Annotated in this window: 24 protein-coding genes; 7 read left to right on the forward strand and 17 right to left on the reverse strand. The window is 56.0% G+C overall.

All coding sequences use genetic code 11. The features are described from left to right. Window positions 1–28: 28 nt before the first annotated feature. A complete protein-coding gene (locus BFV67_RS09120; RefSeq protein ID WP_039266200.1) occupies window positions 29–1,390 on the reverse strand; it encodes a sensor domain-containing diguanylate cyclase in 1,362 nt (453 codons plus the stop codon). Window positions 1,391–1,589: 199 nt separating this feature from the next. Continuing rightward, window positions 1,590–2,057 carry an outer membrane lipoprotein SlyB gene (gene slyB / locus BFV67_RS09125; protein ID WP_008500578.1) on the reverse strand — a complete coding sequence of 156 codons (468 nt, stop codon included), beginning with the start codon at window positions 2,055–2,057 and terminating at the stop codon, window positions 1,590–1,592. A 255-nt stretch (window positions 2,058–2,312) separates the two neighbouring features. On the opposite strand from slyB, the gene anmK reads away from it, so the two are divergent. From anmK to pdxY, 5 genes are all read left to right on the forward strand, one after another. After that, the gene (gene anmK, locus BFV67_RS09130; RefSeq protein WP_023343975.1) at window positions 2,313–3,437 is read left to right on the forward strand and encodes an anhydro-N-acetylmuramic acid kinase; all 1,125 of its coding nucleotides are present in this window, start codon (window positions 2,313–2,315) and stop codon (window positions 3,435–3,437) included. Between the two features lie 87 nt (window positions 3,438–3,524). Continuing rightward, window positions 3,525–3,854, forward strand: a complete 330-nt coding sequence (gene mliC / locus BFV67_RS09135; protein ID WP_085930290.1) for a C-type lysozyme inhibitor — start codon at window positions 3,525–3,527, stop codon at window positions 3,852–3,854. Window positions 3,855–3,911: 57 nt separating this feature from the next. After that, window positions 3,912–4,568: a pyridoxamine 5'-phosphate oxidase gene (gene pdxH, locus BFV67_RS09140; RefSeq protein ID WP_008500575.1), complete on the forward strand. Its 657-nt coding sequence runs from the start codon at window positions 3,912–3,914 to the stop codon at window positions 4,566–4,568. Between the two features lie 125 nt (window positions 4,569–4,693). Further along, window positions 4,694–5,968, forward strand: a complete 1,275-nt coding sequence (gene tyrS / locus BFV67_RS09145; protein ID WP_008500574.1) for a tyrosine--tRNA ligase — start codon at window positions 4,694–4,696, stop codon at window positions 5,966–5,968. Window positions 5,969–6,034: 66 nt separating this feature from the next. Beyond that, window positions 6,035–6,895, forward strand: coding sequence for a pyridoxal kinase PdxY (pdxY, locus tag BFV67_RS09150; RefSeq protein WP_044596742.1), 861 nt, complete (start codon window positions 6,035–6,037; stop codon window positions 6,893–6,895). Window positions 6,896–6,972: 77 nt separating this feature from the next. On the opposite strand, the gene gstA is transcribed toward pdxY, so the two are convergent. The 12 genes from gstA to blr all read right to left on the reverse strand — a co-directional run bounded on the left by gstA (window position 6,973) and on the right by blr (window position 17,139). Continuing rightward, window positions 6,973–7,578, reverse strand: coding sequence for a glutathione transferase GstA (gene gstA, locus BFV67_RS09155; protein WP_008500572.1), 606 nt, complete (start codon window positions 7,576–7,578; stop codon window positions 6,973–6,975). 105 nt (window positions 7,579–7,683) lie between these two features. Beyond that, window positions 7,684–9,192, reverse strand: coding sequence for a dipeptide/tripeptide permease DtpA (gene dtpA / locus BFV67_RS09160; RefSeq protein ID WP_069598176.1), 1,509 nt, complete (start codon window positions 9,190–9,192; stop codon window positions 7,684–7,686). A gap of 592 nt (window positions 9,193–9,784) precedes the next feature. Then, a complete protein-coding gene (gene nth, locus BFV67_RS09165) occupies window positions 9,785–10,420 on the reverse strand; it encodes an endonuclease III (protein ID WP_008500570.1) in 636 nt (211 codons plus the stop codon). Then, window positions 10,417–11,103 carry an electron transport complex subunit E gene (locus tag BFV67_RS09170; RefSeq protein ID WP_008500569.1) on the reverse strand — a complete coding sequence of 229 codons (687 nt, stop codon included), beginning with the start codon at window positions 11,101–11,103 and terminating at the stop codon, window positions 10,417–10,419. The genes nth and BFV67_RS09170 overlap by 4 nt, the downstream gene beginning before the upstream one ends. A gap of 2 nt (window positions 11,104–11,105) precedes the next feature. After that, window positions 11,106–11,726 (reverse strand): electron transport complex subunit RsxG, encoded by a 621-nt coding sequence (gene rsxG / locus BFV67_RS09175; RefSeq protein WP_008500568.1) that lies wholly within the window; start codon window positions 11,724–11,726, stop codon window positions 11,106–11,108. A gap of 10 nt (window positions 11,727–11,736) precedes the next feature. Further along, the gene (gene rsxD, locus BFV67_RS09180; RefSeq protein ID WP_008500567.1) at window positions 11,737–12,789 is read right to left on the reverse strand and encodes an electron transport complex subunit RsxD; all 1,053 of its coding nucleotides are present in this window, start codon (window positions 12,787–12,789) and stop codon (window positions 11,737–11,739) included. Then, the gene (gene rsxC / locus BFV67_RS09185) at window positions 12,790–14,811 is read right to left on the reverse strand and encodes an electron transport complex subunit RsxC (protein WP_069598177.1); all 2,022 of its coding nucleotides are present in this window, start codon (window positions 14,809–14,811) and stop codon (window positions 12,790–12,792) included. Continuing rightward, window positions 14,804–15,382, reverse strand: a complete 579-nt coding sequence (gene rsxB / locus BFV67_RS09190) for an electron transport complex subunit RsxB (protein WP_032651615.1) — start codon at window positions 15,380–15,382, stop codon at window positions 14,804–14,806. The genes rsxC and rsxB overlap by 8 nt, the downstream gene beginning before the upstream one ends. After that, complete coding sequence (gene rsxA / locus BFV67_RS09195; RefSeq protein ID WP_008500564.1) at window positions 15,382–15,963, reverse strand: electron transport complex subunit RsxA; 582 nt, start codon at window positions 15,961–15,963, stop codon at window positions 15,382–15,384. Before rsxA ends, rsxB begins: the two co-directional genes overlap by 1 nt. Before the next feature lie 76 nt (window positions 15,964–16,039). After that, on the reverse strand, window positions 16,040–16,480 hold the full coding sequence (locus BFV67_RS09200; RefSeq protein WP_008500563.1) for a DUF2569 domain-containing protein: 441 nt from the start codon (window positions 16,478–16,480) through the stop codon (window positions 16,040–16,042). Window positions 16,481–16,566: 86 nt separating this feature from the next. Continuing rightward, window positions 16,567–16,782 (reverse strand): transcription modulator YdgT, encoded by a 216-nt coding sequence (gene ydgT / locus BFV67_RS09205; RefSeq protein WP_006174966.1) that lies wholly within the window; start codon window positions 16,780–16,782, stop codon window positions 16,567–16,569. 231 nt (window positions 16,783–17,013) lie between these two features. Beyond that, window positions 17,014–17,139 carry a division septum protein Blr gene (gene blr, locus BFV67_RS09210; protein ID WP_168112406.1) on the reverse strand — a complete coding sequence of 42 codons (126 nt, stop codon included), beginning with the start codon at window positions 17,137–17,139 and terminating at the stop codon, window positions 17,014–17,016. A gap of 243 nt (window positions 17,140–17,382) precedes the next feature. On the opposite strand from blr, the gene BFV67_RS09215 reads away from it, so the two are divergent. Further along, entirely contained in the window at window positions 17,383–18,423 is a 1,041-nt protein-coding gene (locus BFV67_RS09215) for an oxidoreductase (RefSeq protein ID WP_069598178.1), read from the forward strand. Between the two features lie 52 nt (window positions 18,424–18,475). On the opposite strand, the gene add is transcribed toward BFV67_RS09215, so the two are convergent. The 3 genes from add to malX form a co-directional block, all read right to left on the reverse strand. Further along, window positions 18,476–19,477 carry an adenosine deaminase gene (gene add / locus BFV67_RS09220; RefSeq protein WP_039266205.1) on the reverse strand — a complete coding sequence of 334 codons (1,002 nt, stop codon included), beginning with the start codon at window positions 19,475–19,477 and terminating at the stop codon, window positions 18,476–18,478. 96 nt (window positions 19,478–19,573) lie between these two features. Further along, window positions 19,574–20,746 carry a MalY/PatB family protein gene (locus BFV67_RS09225; RefSeq protein ID WP_069598179.1) on the reverse strand — a complete coding sequence of 391 codons (1,173 nt, stop codon included), beginning with the start codon at window positions 20,744–20,746 and terminating at the stop codon, window positions 19,574–19,576. Between the two features lie 48 nt (window positions 20,747–20,794). Continuing rightward, a complete protein-coding gene (gene malX / locus BFV67_RS09230) occupies window positions 20,795–22,387 on the reverse strand; it encodes a maltose/glucose-specific PTS transporter subunit IIBC (protein WP_023343984.1) in 1,593 nt (530 codons plus the stop codon). Window positions 22,388–22,566: 179 nt separating this feature from the next. Between malX and BFV67_RS09235 the strand changes: the two genes are divergently transcribed. Next, complete coding sequence (locus BFV67_RS09235) at window positions 22,567–23,595, forward strand: Mal regulon transcriptional regulator MalI (protein ID WP_021241148.1); 1,029 nt, start codon at window positions 22,567–22,569, stop codon at window positions 23,593–23,595. Window positions 23,596–23,666: the final 71 nt, after the last annotated feature.

Here is a 23,666-nt window from a genome sequence, read left to right on the forward strand (position 1 = left end):
TAAGGCCTTGCAACAGCAAGGCCTTTTTTTACTTAAAGACCACCACTCGATTACGGCCTGTCTCCTTCGCCTCATACATCGCCTTGTCGGCACTCTCCACGCACGCTTCTGCGGTCACGGACGATGACGTCGCCGTAAATACTCCCATGCTGATGGTAATCGGCTCAGGTAGCTGCCCTCCGCTGCTGGTTTTATCAAAGCTGCTTAGCTTCAACCGAATGCGTTCCGCCACCTGGTGGGCTGCATCTGAAGAGGTGTTGGCCAGCATCAGCACAAACTCCTCACCGCCGATTCGAGCCGCGATGTCCTGCGGGCGTACGGAATCCATCAGCAGATTGGCGACAAACTGTAAGACTTTGTCTCCCTGAAGGTGGCCATAGTTATCGTTGATACGCTTGAAGCGGTCGAGATCGCTGACGATAACCGAAACTGGGCGGCTGGGTTTCGCCATGTCCAGCGCCTGGTTTAACGATTCATAAAAATAGCTACGGTTATAAAGGCGCGTAAGCGGATCGCGAATCGAATTTTGATATGACTGCTGATATTTTAAATGGGAATCACGGTACAGCATGAAGACGTCGTAGAGCAGTACAAAAATAATCATCAGCGTAGCGACGGTTTCAAATAGCCGGGCGCGATACCACGATATATCTTCAGCATGTCCGCCTACTAACAGCATGGCGAGCGTGACGATATAGCAAACGCACAGGAAATTTCCGCCTACCCAGAATAAATTGCGCACGCGCGTGACAAACATCAGCGTTACTAATGAAACCACCCAGAAGACAATTAAAGAAATATTTATGCATTGGCTCCAGAGCACCATAAACTGACGGGTTTCGTTATCAACCAGGTCAATGGATAACAAGGGCGAGTGACTGGAATATATCCAGGCCAGTCCCACAACGCAGGCGGTAAAGAGAAACGCCCCGCTCACAATTGAGATATGCGCCAACCGTGAAAAGGGGTAATCGCGCGTAGGATAGAGTATTGCCGCAACGATGAACAACACCGCCATTAAAAAGTGGCGGAACATAAAGTAGATCATCGCATCGTTGTAGTTCACGACGTTGAACTGATAGAGGTTCAGCCACGCTGGAAAGCTGGACAGCGTTCCGACCATCAACAGTGCCGAACCGGCAAAGGCAAAGGCGATCGCAATCAGATAGAGCCGCCGCTTATCACACCAGTATTTCATTGCCATAAAGCAGGCAATAAACAGGTGAAACACGAGTAAAAAAATGGTGAGCGTAGGGAACAAAAGAGGCGAGAAGGAGGGAACCCATTCAACCACTTTTGAAAAGAGAGCTTGTAATATTCCGATGACGACAAGGCAACCGAAACAGAACGAGATATAACGACCTTTTAGACAACGACTATTCGCAAGCATATAAGTTTTTACAAAATGAGAAATACATCATGAAGAGGTAATTGCGAAGAGTCTAAGCAAGTAATGCAATAAATACTTTGCGCGGAGACAATATACGATGAGATTAAATATTTGTGTGGTGAATATATTTTGTAAAAATATTCGTATAAGTGATGTATATTGTAAATGGATGTGGCCCAATGGCCACATCCATTTTTAATTAACGTGGAGAAACGGTCACCTGGCTTCCGTTGCTTGCCAGCACAACGCGCTGACCTGCGGAGAAGCGGGTGCTGCCTTGTTTCTGAACAACCATAATGGTGCTGCCGTCGTCTTTACGAATTTCCAGCTCGACGCCCTGAGTTTTGTTCATCGCACCCTGAACACCCTGGCCTGCTACACCACCGGCCACTGCGCCTGCGGCTGTTGCCAGAGAACGGCCCGTACCGCCGCCGACGGTATTACCCAGGAAACCACCCAGAACGGCACCGCCGATGGCGCCCATCACGTTGTTTTCATCACCACCCTGAATCTGTACAGGGCGTGCGTTAACAACGGTACCGTAAGTCACGTTCTGAACCTGTTTCGCTTCAGAAGCGCTATACACGTCGCCAGAAAGTGAACTGTCATTCACACAGCCAGCCAGAGTTAAACCAATCAGCGAAACGCCCAGTACACGTAAAATCATTTGAATCTCCTGTTCACCAAAAACGCCCGATGGGGGGCATCCGTTATGGCTAAATTATATGGCATAAAGGGCCATCGTTCATATCTTTGCACTAACAATAGGAAAATTGTACTTGAATTTGACTTAACGAGACATAAACAGGATCCGCCCACGCTACCCGTCTGACATTGTTAAAAAATATTATTGCCGGATGGCAAAGCGACGCCGTTTATGGTTGAGTGGATATCCTTAGCCCACGCAACGTAAGGAAAGCGCATGAAATCGGGTCGCTACATTGGTGTGATGTCAGGCACCAGTCTGGATGGGGTAGATGTCGTTCTGGCCGCCATTGATGAAAACATGGTGGCACAGCAGGCGAGCCTGACCTGGCCAATCCCCATTTCATTGAAAGAGGATATTCTCAGTATCTGTCAGGGGCAGCAGCTGACCCTTTCGCAGCTTGGACAGCTGGATGTTCGCCTGGGGGCGCTGTTTGCGGATGCGGTGCAGGCTTTGATGCAAAAAGAACATCTTCGTCCGCAGGATGTGGTGGCCATCGGGTGTCACGGACAAACGGTCTGGCATGAACCCATCGGCGATGCCCCGCACACCCTGCAAATCGGCGATAACAACCAGATTGTGGCGAAAACGGGCGTCACGGTGGTCGGCGATTTCCGTCGTCGCGATATTGCCCTTGGCGGACAGGGCGCACCGCTGGTGCCCGCGTTTCATCAGGCGCTGCTGGCACACCCTTCAGAACGGCGTATGGTGCTCAACATTGGTGGGATCGCCAATCTGTCGATGCTTATTCCGGGGCAGCCGGTTCGCGGCTACGATACCGGCCCGGGCAATATGTTAATGGATGCCTGGATCTGGCGTCAGTGCGGGCAACCGTATGATAAAAACGCGGAGTGGGCGAGTGAGGGTAAGGTGATTCTCCCGCTGCTGCAGTCCATGCTGAGCGATCCTTATTTTGCCTTACCGGCACCGAAAAGCACGGGGCGTGAATACTTCAACTTTGGCTGGCTTGAGCGCCAGCTGGCGTCATTCCCGGCGCTCGCGCCGCAGGATGTTCAGGCGACGCTTGCCGAGCTTACGGCCGTGTCGATTTCTGAACAGGTGCTGCTTAGCGGCGGATGTGAACGCCTGCTGGTGTGCGGCGGGGGAAGCCGTAACCCGCTGGTGATGGCGCGTCTTGCCGGGCTGCTGCCGGGTACCGAAGTGTCGACGACCGATGAGGCCGGCATCAGCGGTGATGATATGGAGGCGCTGGCCTTTGCCTGGCTTGCCTGGCGCACCGTTGCCGGGCTGCCGGGCAATTTACCGTCGGTAACCGGCGCGCGCGAGGCGAGCGTTCTTGGGGCGATTTTCCCGGCAAATCCGCGTCATAATCAGAGTTAACTGAAATTCAGCGCGGCGCGTCGTCGTTAGAATGGAACGAAACAGGGGGGCAGCCATGCCCTCCAGGACCAGGATAGTCTTCGGAATATGCCCATGAAAAAACTTCTTCTTATTGCCGCCCCTTTGCTGCTGTCAGGATGCAGCGTCTACAACCAGCTCGTTGAGCGCATGCAGACCGATACCCTGGAGTATCGCTGCGACGAAAAACCGTTGACCGTGAAGCTGAACAATCCGCGCCAGGAAGCCAGTTTTGTTTACGACAATAAATTGCTGACGCTGAAGCAGGGCATTTCGGCCTCGGGCGCACGCTACACCGACGGTATCTATGTCTTCTGGTCGAAAGGCGACAGCGCCACGGTCTACAAACGCGACCGTATTGTGCTGAACAATTGCCAGCTCGAAAATCCGAAGCGTTGAGATTTTTACAGGGGCGGCGCACAATAGCGCCACCCACTCTCAATGTCAGCTAACGCCATGTCAGATAACGACGAACTGCAGCAAATTGCGCATCTGCGCCGTGAATACACCAAAGGCGGCCTGCGTCGCCAGGATCTTCCCGCTGAACCCCTCGTGCTTTTTGAACGCTGGCTGAAACAGGCCTGCGAAGCGAAACTTGCCGACCCAACGGCGATGGTTGTCGCAACGGTAGATGAAAACGGTCAACCGTATCAGCGTATCGTATTGCTCAAGCATTATGACGAGAAAGGGCTGGTGTTCTATACCAACCTTGGCAGCCGCAAAGCGCACCATCTGGAAAACAATCCGCGTATCAGCCTGCTGTTCCCGTGGCACATGCTGGAACGTCAGGTGATGGTGACCGGCAAAGCGGAACGTCTCTCGACGCTGGAAGTGGTGAAGTATTTCCACAGTCGTCCGCGTGACAGCCAGATTGGCGCCTGGGTATCAAAACAGTCCAGCCGCATTTCCGCCCGCGGCGTGTTGGAAAGTAAATTCCTCGAGCTGAAGCAGAAGTTCCAGCAGGGTGAAATCCCGCTGCCGAGCTTCTGGGGTGGTTTCCGCATCCCGATTGAGCAAATCGAATTCTGGCAGGGGGGCGAACATCGCCTGCACGACCGCTTTTTATACCAGCGCGAGAATGGCGGCTGGAAAATCGACAGACTGGCGCCGTAATCCCCGAAATTTGTTGATTTAAGCGCTAGCGCACACCGCGCTTGCGCTTTATTCTATGGTCCTTTCGCATCAGGCGAAAAGTCGTGTACCGGCAAAGGTGCAGTCGTTTATACATGGAGAATTTGATGGCAAGCAGTAACTTGATTAAACAATTGCAAGAGCGGGGCCTCGTGGCCCAGGTGACGGACGAGGAAGCGTTAGCAGAGCGACTGGCGCAAGGCCCGATCGCGCTCTATTGCGGCTTCGATCCCACCGCTGACAGCTTGCATTTGGGGCATCTTGTTCCATTGTTATGCCTGAAACGCTTCCAGATGGCGGGCCATAAGCCTGTTGCCCTGGTGGGCGGCGCGACCGGTCTGATTGGTGACCCAAGCTTCAAAGCCGCTGAGCGTAAACTGAACACCGAAGATACCGTGCAGGAGTGGGTCGATAAGATCCGCAAACAGGTTGCACCGTTCCTCGACTTCAACTGTGGCGATAACGCCGCGATTGCCGCGAACAACTACGACTGGTTTGGCAGCATGAACGTGCTGACCTTCCTGCGCGACATCGGCAAGCACTTCTCTGTTAACCAGATGATTAACAAAGAGGCCGTGAAGCAGCGTCTGAACCGTGACGACCAGGGTATCTCCTTTACCGAGTTCTCCTACAACCTGCTGCAGGGGTATGACTTTGCCTGCCTGAACAAACTGCACGGTGTTTCCCTGCAGATTGGCGGTTCTGACCAGTGGGGTAATATCACCTCCGGTATCGACCTGACCCGTCGCCTGCACCAGAATCAGGTCTTTGGTCTGACCGTTCCGCTGATTACCAAAGCTGACGGTACCAAATTTGGTAAAACCGAAGGCGGCGCGGTATGGCTCGATCCGAAGAAAACCAGCCCGTACAAATTCTACCAGTTCTGGATCAACACGGCGGATGCCGATGTTTATCGCTTCCTGAAGTTCTTCACCTTTATGGATATTGAAGACATCAATGCGCTGGAAGAAGAAGACAAGAACAGCGGTAAAGCGCCACGCGCGCAGTACGTGCTGGCAGATGAAGTGACCAAACTGGTTCACGGTGAAGAAGGTCTGGCCGCGGCAAAACGCATTACTGCAAGCCTGTTCAACGGTACCCTGAGCGATCTGAGCGAAGCGGACTTCGAACAGCTGGCGCAGGACGGCGTGCCAATGGTTGAGATGGAGAAAGGGGCTGACCTGATGCAGGCGCTGGTGGATTCTGAGCTGCAGCCTTCCCGCGGTCAGGCGCGTAAAACCATCGCCTCAAACGCGATCACCATCAACGGTGAAAAGCAGGCTGACCCGGAATACACCTTTGTTGATGGCGACCGTCTGTATGGCCGCTACACCCTGCTGCGTCGCGGTAAGAAAAACTACTGCCTTGTCTGCTGGAAATAATTAACAGTCTCGAGGGGCGTGGGAAACCACGCCCCTTTTGTTTTTTCAGGGTTTGGTAAGCATAAAATGAAGAACATCCTCGCCATTCAGTCCCACGTTGTTTTTGGACATGCTGGCAACAGCGCTGCGGAATTCCCGATGCGCCGCCTCGGCGTCAACGTCTGGCCCCTCAATACCGTTCAGTTCTCTAACCACACGCAGTATGGCAAATGGACCGGCTGCGTGATGCCGCCTTCGCACCTCACCGAGGTTGTGCAGGGCATTGCCGATATCGACCAGCTCAAGCGCTGTGACGCCGTATTGAGCGGTTATCTTGGTTCAGCGGAGCAGGGGGAACATATCCTCGGCATCGTGCGTCAGGTAAAGGCTGCCAACCCGTCGGCAAAATACTTCTGCGACCCCGTTATGGGCCATCCGGAGAAAGGCTGTATTGTGGCGCCAGGCGTGGCAGAATTCCACGTTCGCCATGCGCTGCCCGCCAGCGATATCATTGCGCCAAACCTGGTCGAACTGGAAATTCTCTGCGAGCATCCGGTTAACAGCGTAGAAGAGGCCGTAAGCGCGTCACGCGAGCTGATCGCGCAGGGGCCTGAAGTTGTGCTGGTAAAACACCTCGCGCGCGCAGGGCTAAGCCAGGATCGCTTTGAGATGCTGCTGGTGACGAAAGAGGATGCCTGGCATATCAGCCGCCCGCTGGTGGATTTTGGCCCGCGTCAGCCGGTGGGCGTGGGCGATGTGACCAGCGGGCTGCTGCTGGTGAAACTGCTTCAGGGTGCAACGGTGAGGGACGCGCTGGAGCACGTTACGGCAGCGGTGTACGAAATTATGATTGCGACGAAAGAGATGCAGGAATATGAACTGCAGGTGGTTGCGGCTCAGGATCGTATCGCGAAGCCGGAGCACTATTTCAGCGCAACCCAGCTTTAAACGATGCCGGGTGGCGCTGCGCTTACCCGGCCTACAAAACCCGTCGGCCCGTGCAAGCGAAGCGCCGCCGGGCGATATTAGTTAAGACCTTCCGCTTTCAGCGCCGCAGCCACCGCAGGACGTTCAGCCACGCGTTTCATATACGATGCAATGTGGTCTAACCCTTCCAGATTCAGCTTAACCGCACGTGCCCAGCGCAGCACGGTGAACAGGTACGCATCAGCGATCGTGAAGCGCGAGCCGCCAATCCACTGTTCGTCTTTCAGCGATTCGTTAACGTACTGCAGCTTTTTCTCCAGCAGGGCGCGCAGGGTCGGCTTAAACTCTTCCGGCGTATCCGGGCGGAACAGGGGGGTAAAGCCTTTGTGCAGCTCGGTGGCAATGTAGTTCAGCCATTCCAGCGTTTTATAGCGAGAAATGGTACTGACCGGGGCCAGCAGCTGGCGATCGGGCACGCTATCGGCCAGGAACTGCATAATCGCCACGCCTTCGGTCAGCAGGGTACCGTCATCCAGCAGGAGCGCCGGAACCTGTCCTTTCGGGTTAATGGCAAGAAAGTCATCGCCGTTTTCCAGACGTTTTTTCATCAGATCAACGCCATCCAGCGTGAAATCTTTGCCGCTCTCGCGCAGGGTGATATGGGAAGCAAGAGAGCACGCGCCCGGTTTGTAGAACAGTTTCATCGGTAACTCCTTTTCGCTGAGGTTTCAGCTATGTTAGTGCGCAAACGGATAAAAAAAAAGCCGCTAATCAATTAGCGGCTTCTGGTCAGTCGTTTCTCACGGATTTCACGCAGTAGCGGTTTTGGTCGCCTTAGCGGTCTTGTCGTCGTCCTGAGTCATGCGATTCAGTTTCGGTGCGGTCAGCAGCATCAGAGCGGCAATAACGGCAGTCGCGATACCAATCTGCATGAACACGGTACCGTAGACGTTCAGGGAAACCAGTGGGTCAGTGACGTTTTCCGGCACGGCCATCAGGTTCGCAATCTTACCGGCGATAATTGCTGCACCGGCAGTGGTCAGGAACCAGCTACCCATAATGAAGCCCATCAGACGCTGCGGAACCAGCTGTGCAACCATTGCCAGACCCAGACCAGAGATCATCAGTTCGCCGATAGACTGCAGCGCGTAGCTCAGGATCAGCCAGTTAACGGATACGATACCGGCGTCGGTAGCAAATTTGGTACCCAGCGGCAGCACCAGGAACGCGCCGGAACACAGCACCATACCGATAGCAAACTTGTGCGGCATTGGCAGACGGTCGCCCATCTTGTTATAGATCGCGGCCAGAATCGGGCTACCAATCATGATCCAGAACGGGTTCAGTGCCTGATACTGCTCCGGTTCGAACGCGATGCCCAGAATAGAGTGCTCAACGTTACGAATGGCGAAGAAGTTCAGAGAGGTTGGCATCTGGCTGTACAGCACGAAGAAGATAATCGCTTCCAGCATCAGAATGAAGGCCACGATCATCTTACGACGGGCAGCACCCTGCATAGCGAATGCTTCTTTCGCGAAGATAACCACGATACCCAGCGCCACAACGCCCAGAACGGCACGTGCGATACCCTGGTTGTGCAGCAGCCAGGTAGCGATGGCCGCCAGGACCACAACGCCTACGATGGTCGCCAGCAGTTTGCCCATATGCACAGGCTCGAAGTCTGGTTTTGAACCGTAGTTTTTAACCCAGCTGCGGCAGAACAGGAAGTTCACCACGGTGATCATCATACCGACGAAGCTCAGTGCAAACGCCACGCTCCAGCCGAATTTTGCTGCGAGCCATGGGGTTGCCAGCATCGAGAAGAACGAACCGATGTTGATGGACATGTAGTACATGGTAAATGCACCGTCCAGACGCGGGTCATCTTTGCTGTAGCAGGTAGAGAGCAGGGAAGACGGGTTCGCTTTGAACAGACCGTTACCCACGGCGATCGTGGCCATGCCCATATACACGACAGCGGCATCATGCCCTGACCATGCTACCAGTCCATAGCCAATCGCCAGAACAATGGCGCCCAGCATGATGACACGTTTAGTTCCGAGGACTTTATCGCCCAGCCAGCCGCCGATAGCGACCAGACCGTACACCAGAGCACTGAAGGAGGAGAACAGCGTGATGGAATCGGCTTCGGACATACCCAGCTGTTTCACCAGGTAAACCGCCATGATCCCTTGCAGGCCGTAGTAACCAAAACGCTCCCATAACTCGATAGAGAAGATGAGATAGAACGCTTTAGGTTGTTTAAAAGCGTTCAGACTCACGCTTTCATCTGTTGGTTTATTGTTTGCAGTCGACACATATACCTCTTTTTTTACATCCCATATTAACGGGGGTGTTCATAGCGTGATGGCCGTAGTCCATACGCCTTATAGTTATATTGGGAGGAGAAACGGCGGGTAATGTTCACTATCCTGCCCCATCTGGCAATACGTTTGTAATAATCTGTTACATATATCCTGAATGGTATAATCGTCGGTTCATGCAAATGTTATTCAGCGTTAAATTTCATACGCTGAGTAAAGGTAGTTTTTTCGACTGGTAATCACCGGTCAGTACGGGCTGTTGGCGATATGTTCTGCTATTTGCCGCTTGTGGCAGTGATATAGCCCATATTCTGAAAAATAGCTGGTCTTATCGTCGGCAAAGAAAGAGGAGTGTCTTGTCAGATAAAGGGTTTAGGTCGATTTTGACAACAAAAATACAACATGAAGTTATCAGGGTGATCGCGATCACAGATGTATAGAAATTTTCGGCTATGAAAAAACTATTAACCTGTTTCAGCGTTAAAGGGCCGAATAAGTGACAGGTGAGGCGAAACGAAAGGCGAACAAATAACGGTCAAAAGAAGAGCGTTTGAAAGCCCTTCATTAATCAGGGGATTGAGATGCCTCAGGGATATACTTTTTCTTTGTATTCGCAGAGATCTTCAATAATGCAGGAGCCGCAGCGAGGCTTACGGGCAATACACGTGTAACGACCGTGCAGAATCAGCCAGTGATGGCAGTCAACCTTAAATTCCGCTGGAACCACTTTCAGCAGCTTCTCTTCGACCTGCTCGACATTTTTTCCCGGCGCGAAGTTGGTCCGGTTAGACACGCGAAAGATATGCGTATCGACGGCGATAGTGGGCCAGCCAAACGCGGTATTGAGCACCACGTTCGCGGTTTTACGACCCACGCCCGGCAAGGCTTCCAGCGCAGCGCGGTCTTCCGGCACTTCGCCTCCGTGCTGCTCCAGCAGAATTCGGCAGGTCTTGATGACGTTCTCGGCTTTGCTGTTAAACAGGCCGATGGTTTTGATATAGGACTTCACGCCTTCCACGCCCAGCTCCAGCATGGCCTTCGGCGTATTGGCGACCGGATAGAGCAGGGCGGTAGCTTTATTGACGCTCACGTCGGTAGCCTGTGCAGAGAGCAACACGGCGATCAGCAGCTCAAACGGGGAGGTAAAATTCAGCTCCGTCGTCGGGTGCGGGTTCTCGTCCCGCAGACGGGTCAGGATCGCAATGCGCTTTTCTTTATTCATGAGGCCTTCTCGGGTGTCCCTTCCAGAACGCTGCGCTCAGCCGCGCGGCGCTTACGTTTCTCATCAATCAGGTATTTTATCGCCAGCATCATGCCAAGGCCAATAAACGCACCGGGCGGCAGCATCGCCAGCAGGAATGGCGTATCGGTGTGGAACACTTCAATGCGCAGCGCTTTGGCCCAGCCGCCCAGCAGCGCATCTGCGCCGTCAAACAGCGTACCGTTGCCGAGGATTTCACGCAGGGATCCCAGCACGAACATGGCGCACGTGGCGCCCATGCCAATGGAAAAACCATCCAGCGCCGACATGGCCGGACTGTTTTTCACCGCAAAGGCTTCCGCACGCCCGACCACGATACAGTTGGTGACGATAAGGGGAATGAAGATCCCGAGCGACTGGTACAGACCAAACGCGTAGGCGTTAATCAGCATCTGAACAATACTGACCACCGACGCAATGATCATGACGTAAATAGGAATACGAATTTCCGACGGCGTCCAGCGGCGCAGGGCAGAGATGGAGAGGTTGGTCAGGGTCAATACGAGCGTGGTTGCCAGACCCAGACCGAGCGCGTTGGTGGCGGTGGATGTCACCGCCAGCAGTGGGCACATCCCCAGAAGCTGTACCAGCGCGGAGTTGTTTTTCCACAACCCCTGGACAATAACCTCTTTAACCTGGCTCATGATTACTCCTCACAGGCCGGAAGATTGTTGATTTGCGCGGGCAGCGTTTCAGCGTATAGCCCGGCTCGTTTTACGGCATTCACCACCGCACGTGGCGTGATGGTCGCCCCGGTGAACTGGTCGAACTCGCCGCCATCTTTCTTCACCGCAAACGCGGTGTCATCTTCACCATGGATCACTTTACCGGCAAAGTGCAAAATCCAGTCGCTCAGACGGGTTTCAATTTTATCGCCAAGACCCGGCGTTTCATGGTGTTCCGTCACGCGAGTGCCCAGTATGGTGCCGGAGAAATCACTGCCCACAAGCAGCTGAATGGCACCGGAATAGCCGTCAGGCGCCGTCGCTTCCATCACCGCGCCAACCGGTTTATCCCCTTTACGGGCAATAAAGAGGCGGTGCGGGCCTTTCCCAAGCTGCGGCGCGTCTACCACAAAGCAGCTTTTTTGCAGGTCGTTATCGTAGAATTCCGCCGGGATCACCTGATCGAACAGCGCCTTTTGCTGCTTCGAGGCCTGCTCTTCGATGGTCGTTTTGGTCAGCGCATTTACCAGCGCCGTCAGCCCTGTCAGGACCGCGGCGAAGACAGCCAGCGTGACGCCGTGTTTTTGCATCGTTTTGAACATGGCGAGACCCTTAGCGATGGCCGTACACGCGCGGACGCGTGTAATAGTCGATGAGCGGAACGGTAATGTTGGCAAGCAGGACGGCAAAAGCCACGCCGTCCGGGTACCCGCCAAAGCTGCGGATGAGCCAGACCAGCAGGCCTGCCAGCGCGCCGAAGATCAGGCGCCCGCGGTTAGTCGTTGAGGCCGTCACCGGATCCGTCAGGATAAAGAAGGCACCCAGCATGGTCGCCCCGGAGAGCAGGTGCAGCTGCGGGCTGGCCAGTGATTCAGGAGAGAATACCCAGCCCAGCGTGGCGCAGACCGCCAGCGTCACGAGGAAGCTGACCGGAATATGCCAGCGGATGGCTTTCTGCTGCAGCAGGAACAGGCCGCCCAGCAGATACGCCAGGTTGACCCACTGCCAGCCGGCACCCGCCAGTACGCCGCTGTAGATGGCGGATTTCATGATCTGCTCAACGCTGTGTCCGGCGTGTAGGGACGTTTTAAAAGTATCAAGCGGCGTCGCCTGGCTGATCCCGTCCACGCCCATGCGCAGTGCGTTCATATCCGCACCGAGTGCCGTATGACCGGTAAAGATCACGTGCAGAGCATCCATGAAGCCCGGAACCGTGGCCGCAATCTCGTGCGGTGGCAGCCAGCTGGTCATCTGTACCGGGAAGGAGATCAGCAGCACCACGTAGCCAATCATCGCCGGGTTAAACGGGTTATGGCCCAGTCCACCATACAGCTGTTTGGCAATGATCACCGCAAACACGGTGCCGAGGACCACCATCCACCATGGAGCAAACGGCGGGATACTGATCGCCAGCAGCAGCCCGGTCAGCAGCGCGGAGTTATCGGCCAGAATGCGGGAGACCGCCGCTTTGCGCAGCTTAAGGACAAGGGCTTCCGCCGCTAAGGCGCTGGCACAGCCCAGGATTATCTGGAACAGGGTTCCCCAGCCGAAAAACCAGCACTGAACGGCAATGCCCGGCAGCGCCGCCAGGCAGACCAGCATCATGATGCGCGATGTCTGGCGCTGATTGTGGGTGTAAGGGGAGCTTGCGATTCTGAAAACCATTTAATCCTCGTTAACTGCTTGCTGTGCGGCTTTCTTTGCCTGAACGCGCGCAATGGCGGCGGCGACGGCGGCTTTGCGCGGGTCATCGTTGGCGGCCTGCGGCTGCTCATCCTGCTGCGCCGCTTTGCGGGCTTTAGCGCGGGCAATCGCCGCTTCGACGGCGGCTTTACGCGGATCGACCGGCGCGTCGGGTTCTGCGGTTGGCGTCTGCTGCGCCGCTTTGCGGGCTTTGGCACGGGCAATCGCCGCCTCAACGGCCGCTTTGCGAGGGTCGACCGCTTCCTGCTCAACCACCACGTTCTGCTCGCCGGCTTTGCGCGCTTTGGCGCGGGCTATTGCCGCTTCAACGGCCGCTTTACGCGGGTCGATCTCAGCATCCGTCTGGACCGTTTGCGCTTTTTCAGCCTGACGGGCGCGAGCCTGAGCTTTACGCGCTTCACGCGCCGCAATGGCTTCGCTGTTGTCCGGCTTCTCGCCAGCCGGGATCACCACAGGCTGCGCCGCGGTCGCTTTTTTCTCGCGAACGCGGGCCAGTGCGGCGTTAATCGCATCCTGATCTTTCTCTCCGGGCTGAACGGCGGCCTGCTTATGGCGCTCCTGACGGGCGATTTTTTCACGCTCCAGTCGCGCCTGGCGCGCTTCAAAGCGTGCCTTGGCTTCCGCCGCGCGTTTTTCTTCCATGGAGATGGCATAAATTTCCGCCTTCTCCTGGCGGAAATACTGCACCAGAGGAATGTTGCTAGGGCAGACCCAGGCGCAGGCGCCGCATTCGATGCAGTCGGCCAGGTTATGGGCTGTCGCCTTGTCGTGCAGCTGGCCTTTGCTGTACCAGTACAGCTGCTGCGGAAGCAGATCCGCCGGGCAGGCGTCGGCACAGGCGCTGCAGCGAATACAGCCTTTTTCTTCCTGCTCTTCACCCATCTCGGTCGGGGAAGGGGCGAGCAGGCAGTTGGTGATTTTGACTACCGGCACATCGAGCCACGGCAGAGTAAAGCCCATCAGCGGGCCGCCCATGATCACCATCTGGTCGCTGGACGGGCAAAACTCAGCCTGCTCCAGCAGGTGACGCACCGGCGTACCCAGACGCGCCCAGACGTTGCCCGGACGAGAGACCGCTTCCCCGGTCAGCGTTACCACGCGCTCGGTCAGCGGCTCGCCGTCGATCACCGCGCGCTTCACGGCGTACGCGGTCCCGACGTTCTGCATCAGCACGCCGATATCTGAAGAGCGTCCGCCGTGCGGAACCTGCTTACCGGTGAGAATTTGCGTCAGCTGTTTAGCACCGCCAGAGGGGTATTTGGTCGGGATAACGCGCAGGCTAATATCGTGACTGCCCGCCAGCACGGCGCGCAGCATTGAGATAGCCTGCGGTTTATTGTCTTCGATACCGATCAGCACTTCCCGCGGCTGCAGAATGTGCGCGAGGATGCGGATGCCTTCCACCACCTGGGCGGCGCAGTCCTGCATCAGACGATCGTCGGCGGTGATGTACGGTTCGCATTCGGCGGCGTTGATAATCAGCGTCTGAATGTTATCGCCACCGCCGCGCAGCTTGACGCCGGTCGGGAAGCCTGCGCCACCCAGGCCAGCAACGCCGAACTGATGAATGCGTTCGATAAGCGCCTCGCGGCTGCGGGAGCGGTAGTCGCTCCAGCCATCGCGGTCGATCCAGCGGTCTTCGCCGTCGGCTTCAATAATCACGCTCAGCTCTGCGAGCGCTGACGGATGCGCCACCGTATGAGGCGCGATAGCGACCACCTTACCGGAGGTGGGGGCGTGCACCGGCAGCATACGTCCGCGACCAAAGGTCAGCGGCTGGCCGCGAAGAACCGTATCGCCTTCTTTCACGCACAGCTCACCCTCAGCGCCAATGTGCTGCTTGAGCGGCATGACGAAACGGGTCGCCAGCGGAATTTGACGCAGCGGCGTGCCGTTAGACTGGGTTTTCATCTCCGGTGGGTGAATACCGCCGTCAAAGTCCCAAATCTTCTCTTTTCTGAAAGCAGAAAATAACTTAAGCATGTTGTTCCACAGGAATATTGCGAACCGGAATGGTCTGAAGATCCCATTTCCAGCTTTCGGTAGTCGTTTCAACCGGGCGCAGCTCGATACATTGCGTCGGGCAGGGGGCTACGCAGAGGTTACAGCCGGTGCACAGGTCCGCCACCACGGTGTGCATGGCGCGCGTGGCGCCAACAATGGCGTCGACCGGGCAGGCCTGAATACATTTGGTACAGCCGATGCAGTTCGCTTCGTCGATCACGGCCAGCGCGCGGACCGGCTCCTGCACGTCCGCGTCGCCATCAACCGGCTGCGGATCAACGTTAAGCAGGGCGGCAATTTTCAGCATGACTGCTTCGCCGCCGGGGGCGCAGCGGTTAATTTTTTCGCCCTGAACCCCTACCGCTTCAGCGTAAGGGCGGCAGCCCGGGTAGCCACACTGCCCGCACTGGCTTTGCGGCAGAAGCTCATCAATTTTCTCAACAACGGGATCGTCCTCTACCGCGAAACGGCGGGAGGCGTAACCCAGGATAAGGCCAAACACCAACCCCAGGACGCTGATAGAGGCGATGGCAATCCAGATAGCATTCATTACAACTTCACCAGACCACTAAAGCCCATAAAGGCCAGAGACATTAAACCGGCGGTGACCAGCGCAATCGCGTTACCGCGGAAGGGCGCAGGAATATCCGCTGCTGCCAGGCGCTCGCGAATAGAGGCAAACAGCACCATCACCAGAGAGAAACCGACAGCCGCAGAAAAACCATACAGCGCCGATTGCATAAAGTTATGGCCCAGGTTGATGTTCAGTAGCGCCACGCCGAGAACGGCGCAGTTAGTGGTGATCAGCGGCAGGAAGATGCCCAGCAGGCGATAGAGCGCCGGGCTGGTTTTGCGCACCACCATTTCGGTAAACTGCACCACCACCGCGATAACCAGAATAAAGGCCAGCGTACGGAGATAGGTTAACCCCAGCGGGATGAGGATCCAGGTATCAATCCACCACGCGCAGATGGACGCCAGCGTCATGACGAAGGTCGTCGCCAGCCCCATGCCCATTGCCGTTTCCAGTTTTTTGGAAACGCCCATAAACGGACACAGGCCAAGGAACTTCACCAGAACGAAGTTGTTAACCAGCACGGTGCCGACAAAGAGCAGTAAGTAATCGGTCATTATTTAGCCTGAAATAAAAAAGCCGCCTATTATCGGACAAACCCAGGCAGGCGACAACAGGTTATCTGTAGGGTTATTACGGGTTCACGAAAGTGTTTTTCACCCGTGTCGAACGCTTGAAGTAGGGCACCAGCAGCGCCGCGGCCAGCAACGGGAAAAGCAGCTGACGAACGGCCAGCGCGTCTGAAACGGGCGAAAAAGCAAACGCCTTCACCGCCAGCAGGACCGAAACCAGCAGCCAGATAATGTAGTGCTTAGGCACATTCTTACGGCGCTTAAAGAAGGCGATGGTCAGCCACAGTGTGTAGTACCACATCCCGATCGCGAAAACGAACGACACAAACCACAAAGCAATATTAGGCACGCTTTGCGACAACAGGGTCTGAATGGCGTGAGGGGTAATCAGTGCGGTGGTATAAAGCAGTAGCGCAAGTGATGCGCTTAATAAGGCAACCAGCAGCCATGCCAGTGGGGCGATTAACCAGCCTCCAATGCGTTCTCCAGGCGTTGCGGTCATGAACTCTCCCATAATCTGCGCGAAATGTTGTACAGCCAGTTGGCAGGGCGGAGAGTATATAACATTTCGCGCGGATGGCTACTTTCTTATAAAACGTAACGCCACACGGACTTTGGCACTTCGCCGACGTTGAACAAACGGCCACCGGAGACCAGCTCCGCACGGCGATGGTCAGCGGCGCGATACATATTAATGATTTCCTGATTATCCGACAGGGTGTAGTTCAGATGGTCAAACAGTTTTTCCAGGCTCTCAAGCGAATTGATCTTGCGAAATTTTAATAAATAGTCCTGAACTGTCATATTAATAAGTTTCCATATAAAAGTGAGTAATACCAGTTAAGGTAATTCGTTCGAATAATAAACGGATTAATAAAGACGTAAACAGCCCACTCAGGTAACGCGACGAAATTAGGAGTTTTCTTTGCTGAAATTCAGGCATCAGACGATGCCTGGAAGAGAAGGTTAACCGTGTTCACCAGGGCTGGCAATAAGTAACTGACATATTATGTCACTCTTTATTGCAGTAACCGGTTACTTAGGTTGAGCGACGGTGACAGGCTCCGGCGGCTGGTAGTTATCGATATGGCTGGCAACGCCCAGCAAAATGACCGACACCCCAAGGACAATCCATCCCGCTAATTCAATGATTCGATTAATAATTGACGTCATGATGTGTAATTGTACTTTATCCATAAAGACAGGGCGCAAATGTTACAGCGACGTTTCCCTGACGGCAAGGGCTTTGGGAACGGTTCCCTTAAACAAAATCAGTAGGTTAATACTATGTAACAAAAACAATCCGTATAACCTGCTATTTTACGTCATACGGCACATTATTAATCCGTGCTAATGCCAGACTAGCCAGTGTGAAATAAGAACGACTTAAAAGAGGATGACACTATGAGTGATAATATCCGCGTTGGGCTTATTGGTTACGGGTACGCGAGCAAAACGTTTCATGCGCCTCTGATTGCCGGGACGCCGGGGATGGCGCTGGCGGTGGTATCCAGCAGCGACGCTGCTAAAGTCCATGCAGACTGGCCTTCTGTGCCGGTTGTCTCCGAGCCAAAACATCTTTTCAACGATCCAAACATTGATTTAATCGTCATTCCCACGCCGAACGATACCCACTTTCCGCTGGCAAAGGCCGCGCTGGAAGCCGGGAAGCATGTGGTTGTCGATAAGCCCTTTACCGTGACACTGTCACAGGCTCGCGAGCTGGATGCGCTGGCAAAGAGTCTGGGCAGACTGCTGTCGGTGTTCCATAACCGCCGCTGGGACAGTGATTTTCTGACGGTAAAACGGCTTCTCAGTGAAGGTACGTTAGGGGAGATCCTCTTTTTTGAGTCGCACTTTGACCGCTTTCGCCCGCAGGTACGAAACCGCTGGCGCGAGCAGGCCGGTCCTGGCAGCGGTATCTGGTATGATTTAGCCCCGCATCTGCTGGATCAGGTCGTCAATCTCTTTGGTCTGCCGGTGAGCATGACGGTCGATCTGGCCCAGCTCAGGCCCGGTGCGCAGACGACCGATTACTTCCACGCGGTGCTCAGTTACCCGCAGCGGCGAATTGTGCTGCACGGGACGATGGTCGCGGCGGCAGAATCTGCCCGTTACATTATTCACGGCACGCGCGGCAGCTACGTGAAGTTTGGTCTCGATCCGCAGGAAGACAGGCTGAAAAACGGTGAGCGTCTGCCGCAGGAAGACTGGGGCTATGATATGCGCGACGGCGTCGTCACGCGGGTGGAAGGCGAAGAGCTGGTCGAGGAGACCTTGCTGACGATACCGGGTAACTATCCGGCGTATTATGCCGCTATCCGCGATGCGCTGAACGGCACGGGAGAGAATCCGGTTCCGGCCAGCCAGGCAATACAGATTATGGAGCTGATTGAGCTGGGGATCGAATCTGCCAAACATCGCGCGACGCTCTGTCTGGCATAGTTTTTTAATATTTTGTAGGCCGGGTAAGCGTCAGCGCCACCCGGCAACGGTGTTAACCGCGAGCCACTTTATCTTTCAGCGCCTGCTTCTCCGCAGGCGTCAGGAAGGCGATCTCCAGCCCGTTGATTTGCGCCTGACGGATCTGCTCGCGGCTCAGACCCGCCTGCGGTGCGGCGATGTTGTACTCGTGAATGATATCCACGCCCTGAACCGCCGGATCGTCCGTATTCAGCGAGGCTAGCACGCCGTGTTCAAGGAACGTTTTCAGCGGGTGCTGCGACAGCGTTGCCACGGTGCTGGTCTGAATGTTGGACGTCAGGCACGACTCAATGCCGATGCGCTGCTCCGCCAGGAAATCCATCAGCGCGCGGTCTTCAACCGCCTTCACGCCGTGGCCGATACGCTCGGCACCCAGCTCGCGAATAGCCTGCCAGATGCTTTCCGGGCCAGCCGCTTCACCCGCGTGCACGGTAATGTGCCAGCCGGCATCGCGCGCGCGGTTGAAGTGGGAGAGGAACAGGCTGCCCGGGAAGCCCAGTTCATCACCGGCGAGATCGACGGCGGTGATGGCATCGCGATGGGCCAGCAGCGCTTCCAGCTCCTGCAGGCAGGCGGCTTCACCGAAGGTACGGCTCATGATGCCGATCAGGCGAGCCTGAACGTCGAAGGTTTTACACCCTTCGCGGACGCCTTCAATGACGGCTTCCACGACGCCTGCAACGGGCAGGTTGTGGGTCATCGCCATGTAGCCCGGCGAGAAGCGCAGCTCGACGTAGTGCAGGCCGTTGCGGGCGGCATCTTCGATGTTCTCAAACGCCACGCGGCGGCAGGCATCCAGCGACGCCAGCATTTTCACGCCCCAGTCGAGTTTGCTCAGGAAGCTGACCAGGTCCGGTTCATTAGAGGTCACCTGTACGTGAGGGATCAGGGACTCAAGGGTCTGAGCAGGAAGCGTTAAATTGAACTGGCGGCCAAGATCGAGGATGGTTTGGGCACGAATGTTACCGTCAAGGTGACGATGAATATCAGTTAAAGGCAGGCGTGTATCAATCATGGTCGCACTCTTTTCTGGTTAAAGTGCGCCATATTATAAAAACAAAACGGGGTAAAAAGCTATTTGCGCAAGGGAATATTCCGTTGCGCAAATTGATTATAGAAGCGTATTAATGCCGGCAATCAGGCGTTGAACCCCTTGCTCCAGCTTGCTGCGCGGGCAGCCAGCATTCAGGCGTACGAAGCCATTTCCCTCTTTTCCATAGGTATATCCCGGCATGATGGCGACCTTTTGCTGCTCGATCAGCACTTTTTGCAGCGCCCGATCGTCAATGTTCAGCGGACGCAGATCGATCCAGGCAAGATAGGTCGCTTCCGGCGGCTGCCAGTTGAGTTTCGGAAAAGCGCGGTTTACTTCCTGAGCGATATACAACAGATTCTCTTCCAGATAACCCCGCAGGGCATCCAGCCACGGCCCCCCTTGCTGATAGGCGGCGATATGCGCCGTTAGCGCCAGCACGGAAGGGGAAGAGAGCCCGTCCCGACCTTTTAACGCGCTGAGATAGCCGTTACGGCTCTCTTCATCGCCGATCAGGCCATAAGCCCCCGTCAGCGCCGGAATGTTAAAGCTTTTCGAGCCGGAGGTCAGAAGCGCCCATTTGCTCCGCGCCACTGCGGTCCACGGCGTGTGACGATGTTCTCCCCACACCATGTCCATATGGATTTCATCGCTGATAACCGCCACGTCATAGCGCTCGCAGAGTTCCGCCATCTGCGTCAATTCATCCCGCGTCCAGACCTTGCCGGTCGGATTCTGCGGGCTGCACAGCAGCATAATTTTGTTTTCCGGTTTCGCCAGCGCCGCTTCCAGGGCTGCCATATTGCCCTGCCAGCCAGCGGCCTGTTTTTCCATTTCAACCGCCACAACACGACGCCCGTTACCCTCTATGGCTTTGTAAAAGGCATCGTATGCCGGGGTGTGAACCACCACGCCGTCGTCGGGTTGTGACCAGAGGCGAATCAGTTCCGAGACCATGTAGATGACGGAGGGGCCATAAACCACGCTTTCGGTATCAATTCGGGTGTTAAAGCGCTGCTGGAACCAGTGTACGACGGCGGCGAGAAACTCGTCGTTTTTCCAGCGGCTATAGCCAAACACGCCGTGATGAATGCGCTGTTGCAGCGCGTCGGTTATGCAGGGGGCGGTGGCGAAATCCATATCCGAGATGGTGAAGGGCAGCAGATCCGCCGCGCCAAAGCGGTCGGCGACATAGTCCCACTGCGTACACCAGGTGCCGTGTCGATCCACGACGGTTGAGAAATCAAACATGCTTTAATCCTTAACGTAAAACCCCCTCATGGTGAGGGGGCGGAGGCATCAGGCTTCTACTGTTCGCATCAGGGTCGCCAGCTCATCTTTCACTGACTGTACCTGCGGGCCGATAACCACCTGCAAATTGTGCTGGTTTAACTGTACCACGCCGATGGCCCGGTTGGCCTTGAGGGCGTTGGTATCCACTTTCGACATATCCGCCACCGACAAACGCAGGCGGGTAATGCAGTTATCCAGCGAGGTGATGTTATCCGCACCGCCCAGCGCCGCCAGAATGGCAGGGGTGTTATAGCCGGATTTGCCCACGGTACCGGCAACCGCCTGTTCAACGCTGGTGGCCGTATCAATATCGCGTCCTGGCGTTTTCAGGTTAAAGCGGGTGATGGCGAAGCGGAAGATCCCGTAGTACACCGCAAACCAGATTGCCGCCACGACCGGGACCAGATACCACTTAGTCGACAGGCCGTGCAGGATCCCGAACACCACGAAGTCGATCACGTTACCGTCAGTGTTGCCGATGGTGACGCCCAGCACCGCCATCACGGTGAAGCCCAGACCGGTCAGCACCGCGTGAATCAGATACAGCACCGGCGCGACGAACAGGAACAGGAACTCGATAGGCTCGGTGGTACCGCCCACGACGCAGGCGATCACGCCGGAAATCAGCAGGCCTTTAATTTTATGACGGTTTTCCGGGCGCGCGCAGTGGTACATTGCCAGCGCAGCACCCGGCAGGCCGCCGAGGAAGGCAGGCATTTTACCCTGAGACAGGAAGCGGGTTGCGCTTTCGGAGAAGCCGTGTGTCGTCGGGCAGCTCAGCTGCGCCTGGAAGATAGTCAGCGCGCCGCTCACGTCGTGACCGCACACCTCCATGGTGCCGCCCGCTTCGGTGAAGCGAATCAGGGCCACCAGGATATGCTGCAGGCCAAACGGCAGCAGAAGACGCTCGCCGGTGCCGAAGATCATCGGACCAAAATCTCCCGCGCCGTTAATGATGCGGCCAATGCCGTTGATGCCCATAGCGAAAACTGGCCAAATCAGCGGAATAATCAGACCAAACAGTCCCATTACCACCAGGGTCACAATTGGGACAAAGCGGGTGCCGCCGAAGAAGGCCAGGGCATCCGGCAGGCGGATATTGTGGAAGCGCTCGTGCAGCATCCAGATAATTACCCCGGCGATCACCGCCCCGAGGATCCCGGTATCAATAGACTGGATGCCAATCACGCTCTGAATATTGTTGGCCTTCAGCACGGCGGCGTCGGTGGTCGGCAGTATGCCTTTCGCGGTCAGCCAGAAGTTAACCGCCAGGTTCATCACCGCGTAGCCCACAAAACCGGCAAACGCCGCGACGCCTTTGTTCTCGCGGGCCAGGCCCAGCGGGATTGCGATACAGAACATCACGGGCAGGAAACTGAAGGCAAAGGAGCCGACTTTACTCATCCAGATAAAGATCGCCTGCAGCACGGGCGCGCCGAGGAAGGGGATCAGCGTGATGACGTCTTTACTGCTGAGCGAGCTGCCGATCCCGAGCATGATCCCGCAGAACGAGAGAAGCGCCACGGGCAGCATAAAGGTTTTACCCAGTTGCTGGAAAAATTCCCACAGCGATATTTTTTGTGCTGCTTTCGCCGTCATAAAACGACTCCTTTATTGTTAAAATCAGTTTGTCTGCTTCAATGCTGCGAGAAGATAAAACGTTTTATCAAAGTTTAGTGCGCGCTAAATCACATTCTCAGGCTTTGACTGGTAGTATAAAGATAACGTATTGATAAAACGTTTTACCGATCTCATTTTTCAGGGAGTCACGCCAACACATGGCTGTAGCGAAAAAAGTCACCATCAACGATGTCGCGCTGGCGGCGGGGGTTTCCGTCAGCACCGTTTCTCTGGTACTGAGCGGAAAAGGACGCATCTCTCCCGCGACCGGTCAGCGGGTGAACGAGGCGGTTGAGCAGTTGGGCTTTGTGCGAAACCGCCAGGCGTCGGCGCTGCGCGGCGGGCAAAGCGGGGTGATTGGCCTGATTGTCCGTGACCTGACGTCACCGTTCTATGCGGAGCTGACCGCCGGCTTAACCGAAGCGCTTGAAGCGCAGGGGCGGATGGTCTTTCTGCTTCACGGCGGTCGCGAGGCCGATCAGCTGCTTTCCCGGCTCGATATGCTGCTGAATCAGGGTGTGGACGGGGTGATCGTCGCCGGGGCGTCGGGCGTGGGCAGCGAGCTGTGCGAGCGTGCCGCTGAAAAAGGCGTGCCGCTGGTGTTTGCTTCACGCGCCAGCTACCTCGATGAAGCCGATACGCTGCGCCCGGATAACATGCAGGCGGCGCAAATGCTGACCGAGCATCTTATTCGTCGCGGCCATCAGCGCATTGCCTGGCTGGGCGGCAAAAGCTCGTCCCTGACCCGCGCCGAACGGGTCGGCGGCTACTGCGCGACGCTGATTAAATACGGCCTGCCGTTCCACAGCGAGTGGGTTGTTGAGTGTGAGTCCAGCCAGAAGATGGCGGCGGAAGCGATAGGCGCGCTGCTGCGCAGCAGCCCGACCATCAGCGCCGTCATTTGCTATAACGATGTGATCGCCATGGGCGCCTGGTTTGGACTGATCCGCGCCGGGCGTCAGAGCGGTGAAGGGGGCGTTGAAACCTTCTTCGGCCACCAGGTGGCGCTGGGGGCGTTCGCCGACGTCGGTGAAAACGCGCTCGACGATCTGCCGATCGTTTGGGCCACGACCCCAGCGCGGGAGATGGGCTACACCCTGGCGGACAGGATCATGCAGCGCATCGACAATACGGACGTTCAGGCCGGGCACCAGATTGTGGCGGCGCGCCTGGTGACGGTGAAATAATCTCCGCTGCACATCGCCCGGCGGCGCTGCGCTTGCACGGGCCTGCAACGGCCCGGGATCGTAGGCCGGGT

This window comes from Enterobacter roggenkampii (genome assembly GCF_001729805.1).
Classification (GTDB): Bacteria; Pseudomonadota; Gammaproteobacteria; order Enterobacterales; family Enterobacteriaceae; genus Enterobacter; species Enterobacter roggenkampii.

Coding starts and splice junctions, on each gene's coding strand:
- BFV67_RS09120 (WP_039266200.1), bottom strand. CDS start 1,390: ATGCTTGCGAATAGTCGTTGTCTAAAAGGTCGTTATATCTCGTTCTGT.
- slyB (WP_008500578.1), bottom strand. CDS start 2,057: ATGATTTTACGTGTACTGGGCGTTTCGCTGATTGGTTTAACTCTGGCT.
- anmK (WP_023343975.1), top strand. CDS start 2,313: ATGAAATCGGGTCGCTACATTGGTGTGATGTCAGGCACCAGTCTGGAT.
- mliC (WP_085930290.1), top strand. CDS start 3,525: ATGCCCATGAAAAAACTTCTTCTTATTGCCGCCCCTTTGCTGCTGTCA.
- pdxH (WP_008500575.1), top strand. CDS start 3,912: ATGTCAGATAACGACGAACTGCAGCAAATTGCGCATCTGCGCCGTGAA.
- tyrS (WP_008500574.1), top strand. CDS start 4,694: ATGGCAAGCAGTAACTTGATTAAACAATTGCAAGAGCGGGGCCTCGTG.
- pdxY (WP_044596742.1), top strand. CDS start 6,035: ATGAAGAACATCCTCGCCATTCAGTCCCACGTTGTTTTTGGACATGCT.
- gstA (WP_008500572.1), bottom strand. CDS start 7,578: ATGAAACTGTTCTACAAACCGGGCGCGTGCTCTCTTGCTTCCCATATC.
- nth (WP_008500570.1), bottom strand. CDS start 10,420: ATGAATAAAGAAAAGCGCATTGCGATCCTGACCCGTCTGCGGGACGAG.
- BFV67_RS09170 (WP_008500569.1), bottom strand. CDS start 11,103: ATGAGCCAGGTTAAAGAGGTTATTGTCCAGGGGTTGTGGAAAAACAAC.
- rsxG (WP_008500568.1), bottom strand. CDS start 11,726: ATGTTCAAAACGATGCAAAAACACGGCGTCACGCTGGCTGTCTTCGCC.
- rsxD (WP_008500567.1), bottom strand. CDS start 12,789: ATGGTTTTCAGAATCGCAAGCTCCCCTTACACCCACAATCAGCGCCAG.
- rsxC (WP_069598177.1), bottom strand. CDS start 14,811: ATGCTTAAGTTATTTTCTGCTTTCAGAAAAGAGAAGATTTGGGACTTT.
- rsxB (WP_032651615.1), bottom strand. CDS start 15,382: ATGAATGCTATCTGGATTGCCATCGCCTCTATCAGCGTCCTGGGGTTG.
- rsxA (WP_008500564.1), bottom strand. CDS start 15,963: ATGACCGATTACTTACTGCTCTTTGTCGGCACCGTGCTGGTTAACAAC.
- BFV67_RS09200 (WP_008500563.1), bottom strand. CDS start 16,480: ATGACCGCAACGCCTGGAGAACGCATTGGAGGCTGGTTAATCGCCCCA.
- ydgT (WP_006174966.1), bottom strand. CDS start 16,782: ATGACAGTTCAGGACTATTTATTAAAATTTCGCAAGATCAATTCGCTT.
- BFV67_RS09215 (WP_069598178.1), top strand. CDS start 17,383: ATGAGTGATAATATCCGCGTTGGGCTTATTGGTTACGGGTACGCGAGC.
- add (WP_039266205.1), bottom strand. CDS start 19,477: ATGATTGATACACGCCTGCCTTTAACTGATATTCATCGTCACCTTGAC.
- BFV67_RS09225 (WP_069598179.1), bottom strand. CDS start 20,746: ATGTTTGATTTCTCAACCGTCGTGGATCGACACGGCACCTGGTGTACG.
- malX (WP_023343984.1), bottom strand. CDS start 22,387: ATGACGGCGAAAGCAGCACAAAAAATATCGCTGTGGGAATTTTTCCAG.
- BFV67_RS09235 (WP_021241148.1), top strand. CDS start 22,567: ATGGCTGTAGCGAAAAAAGTCACCATCAACGATGTCGCGCTGGCGGCG.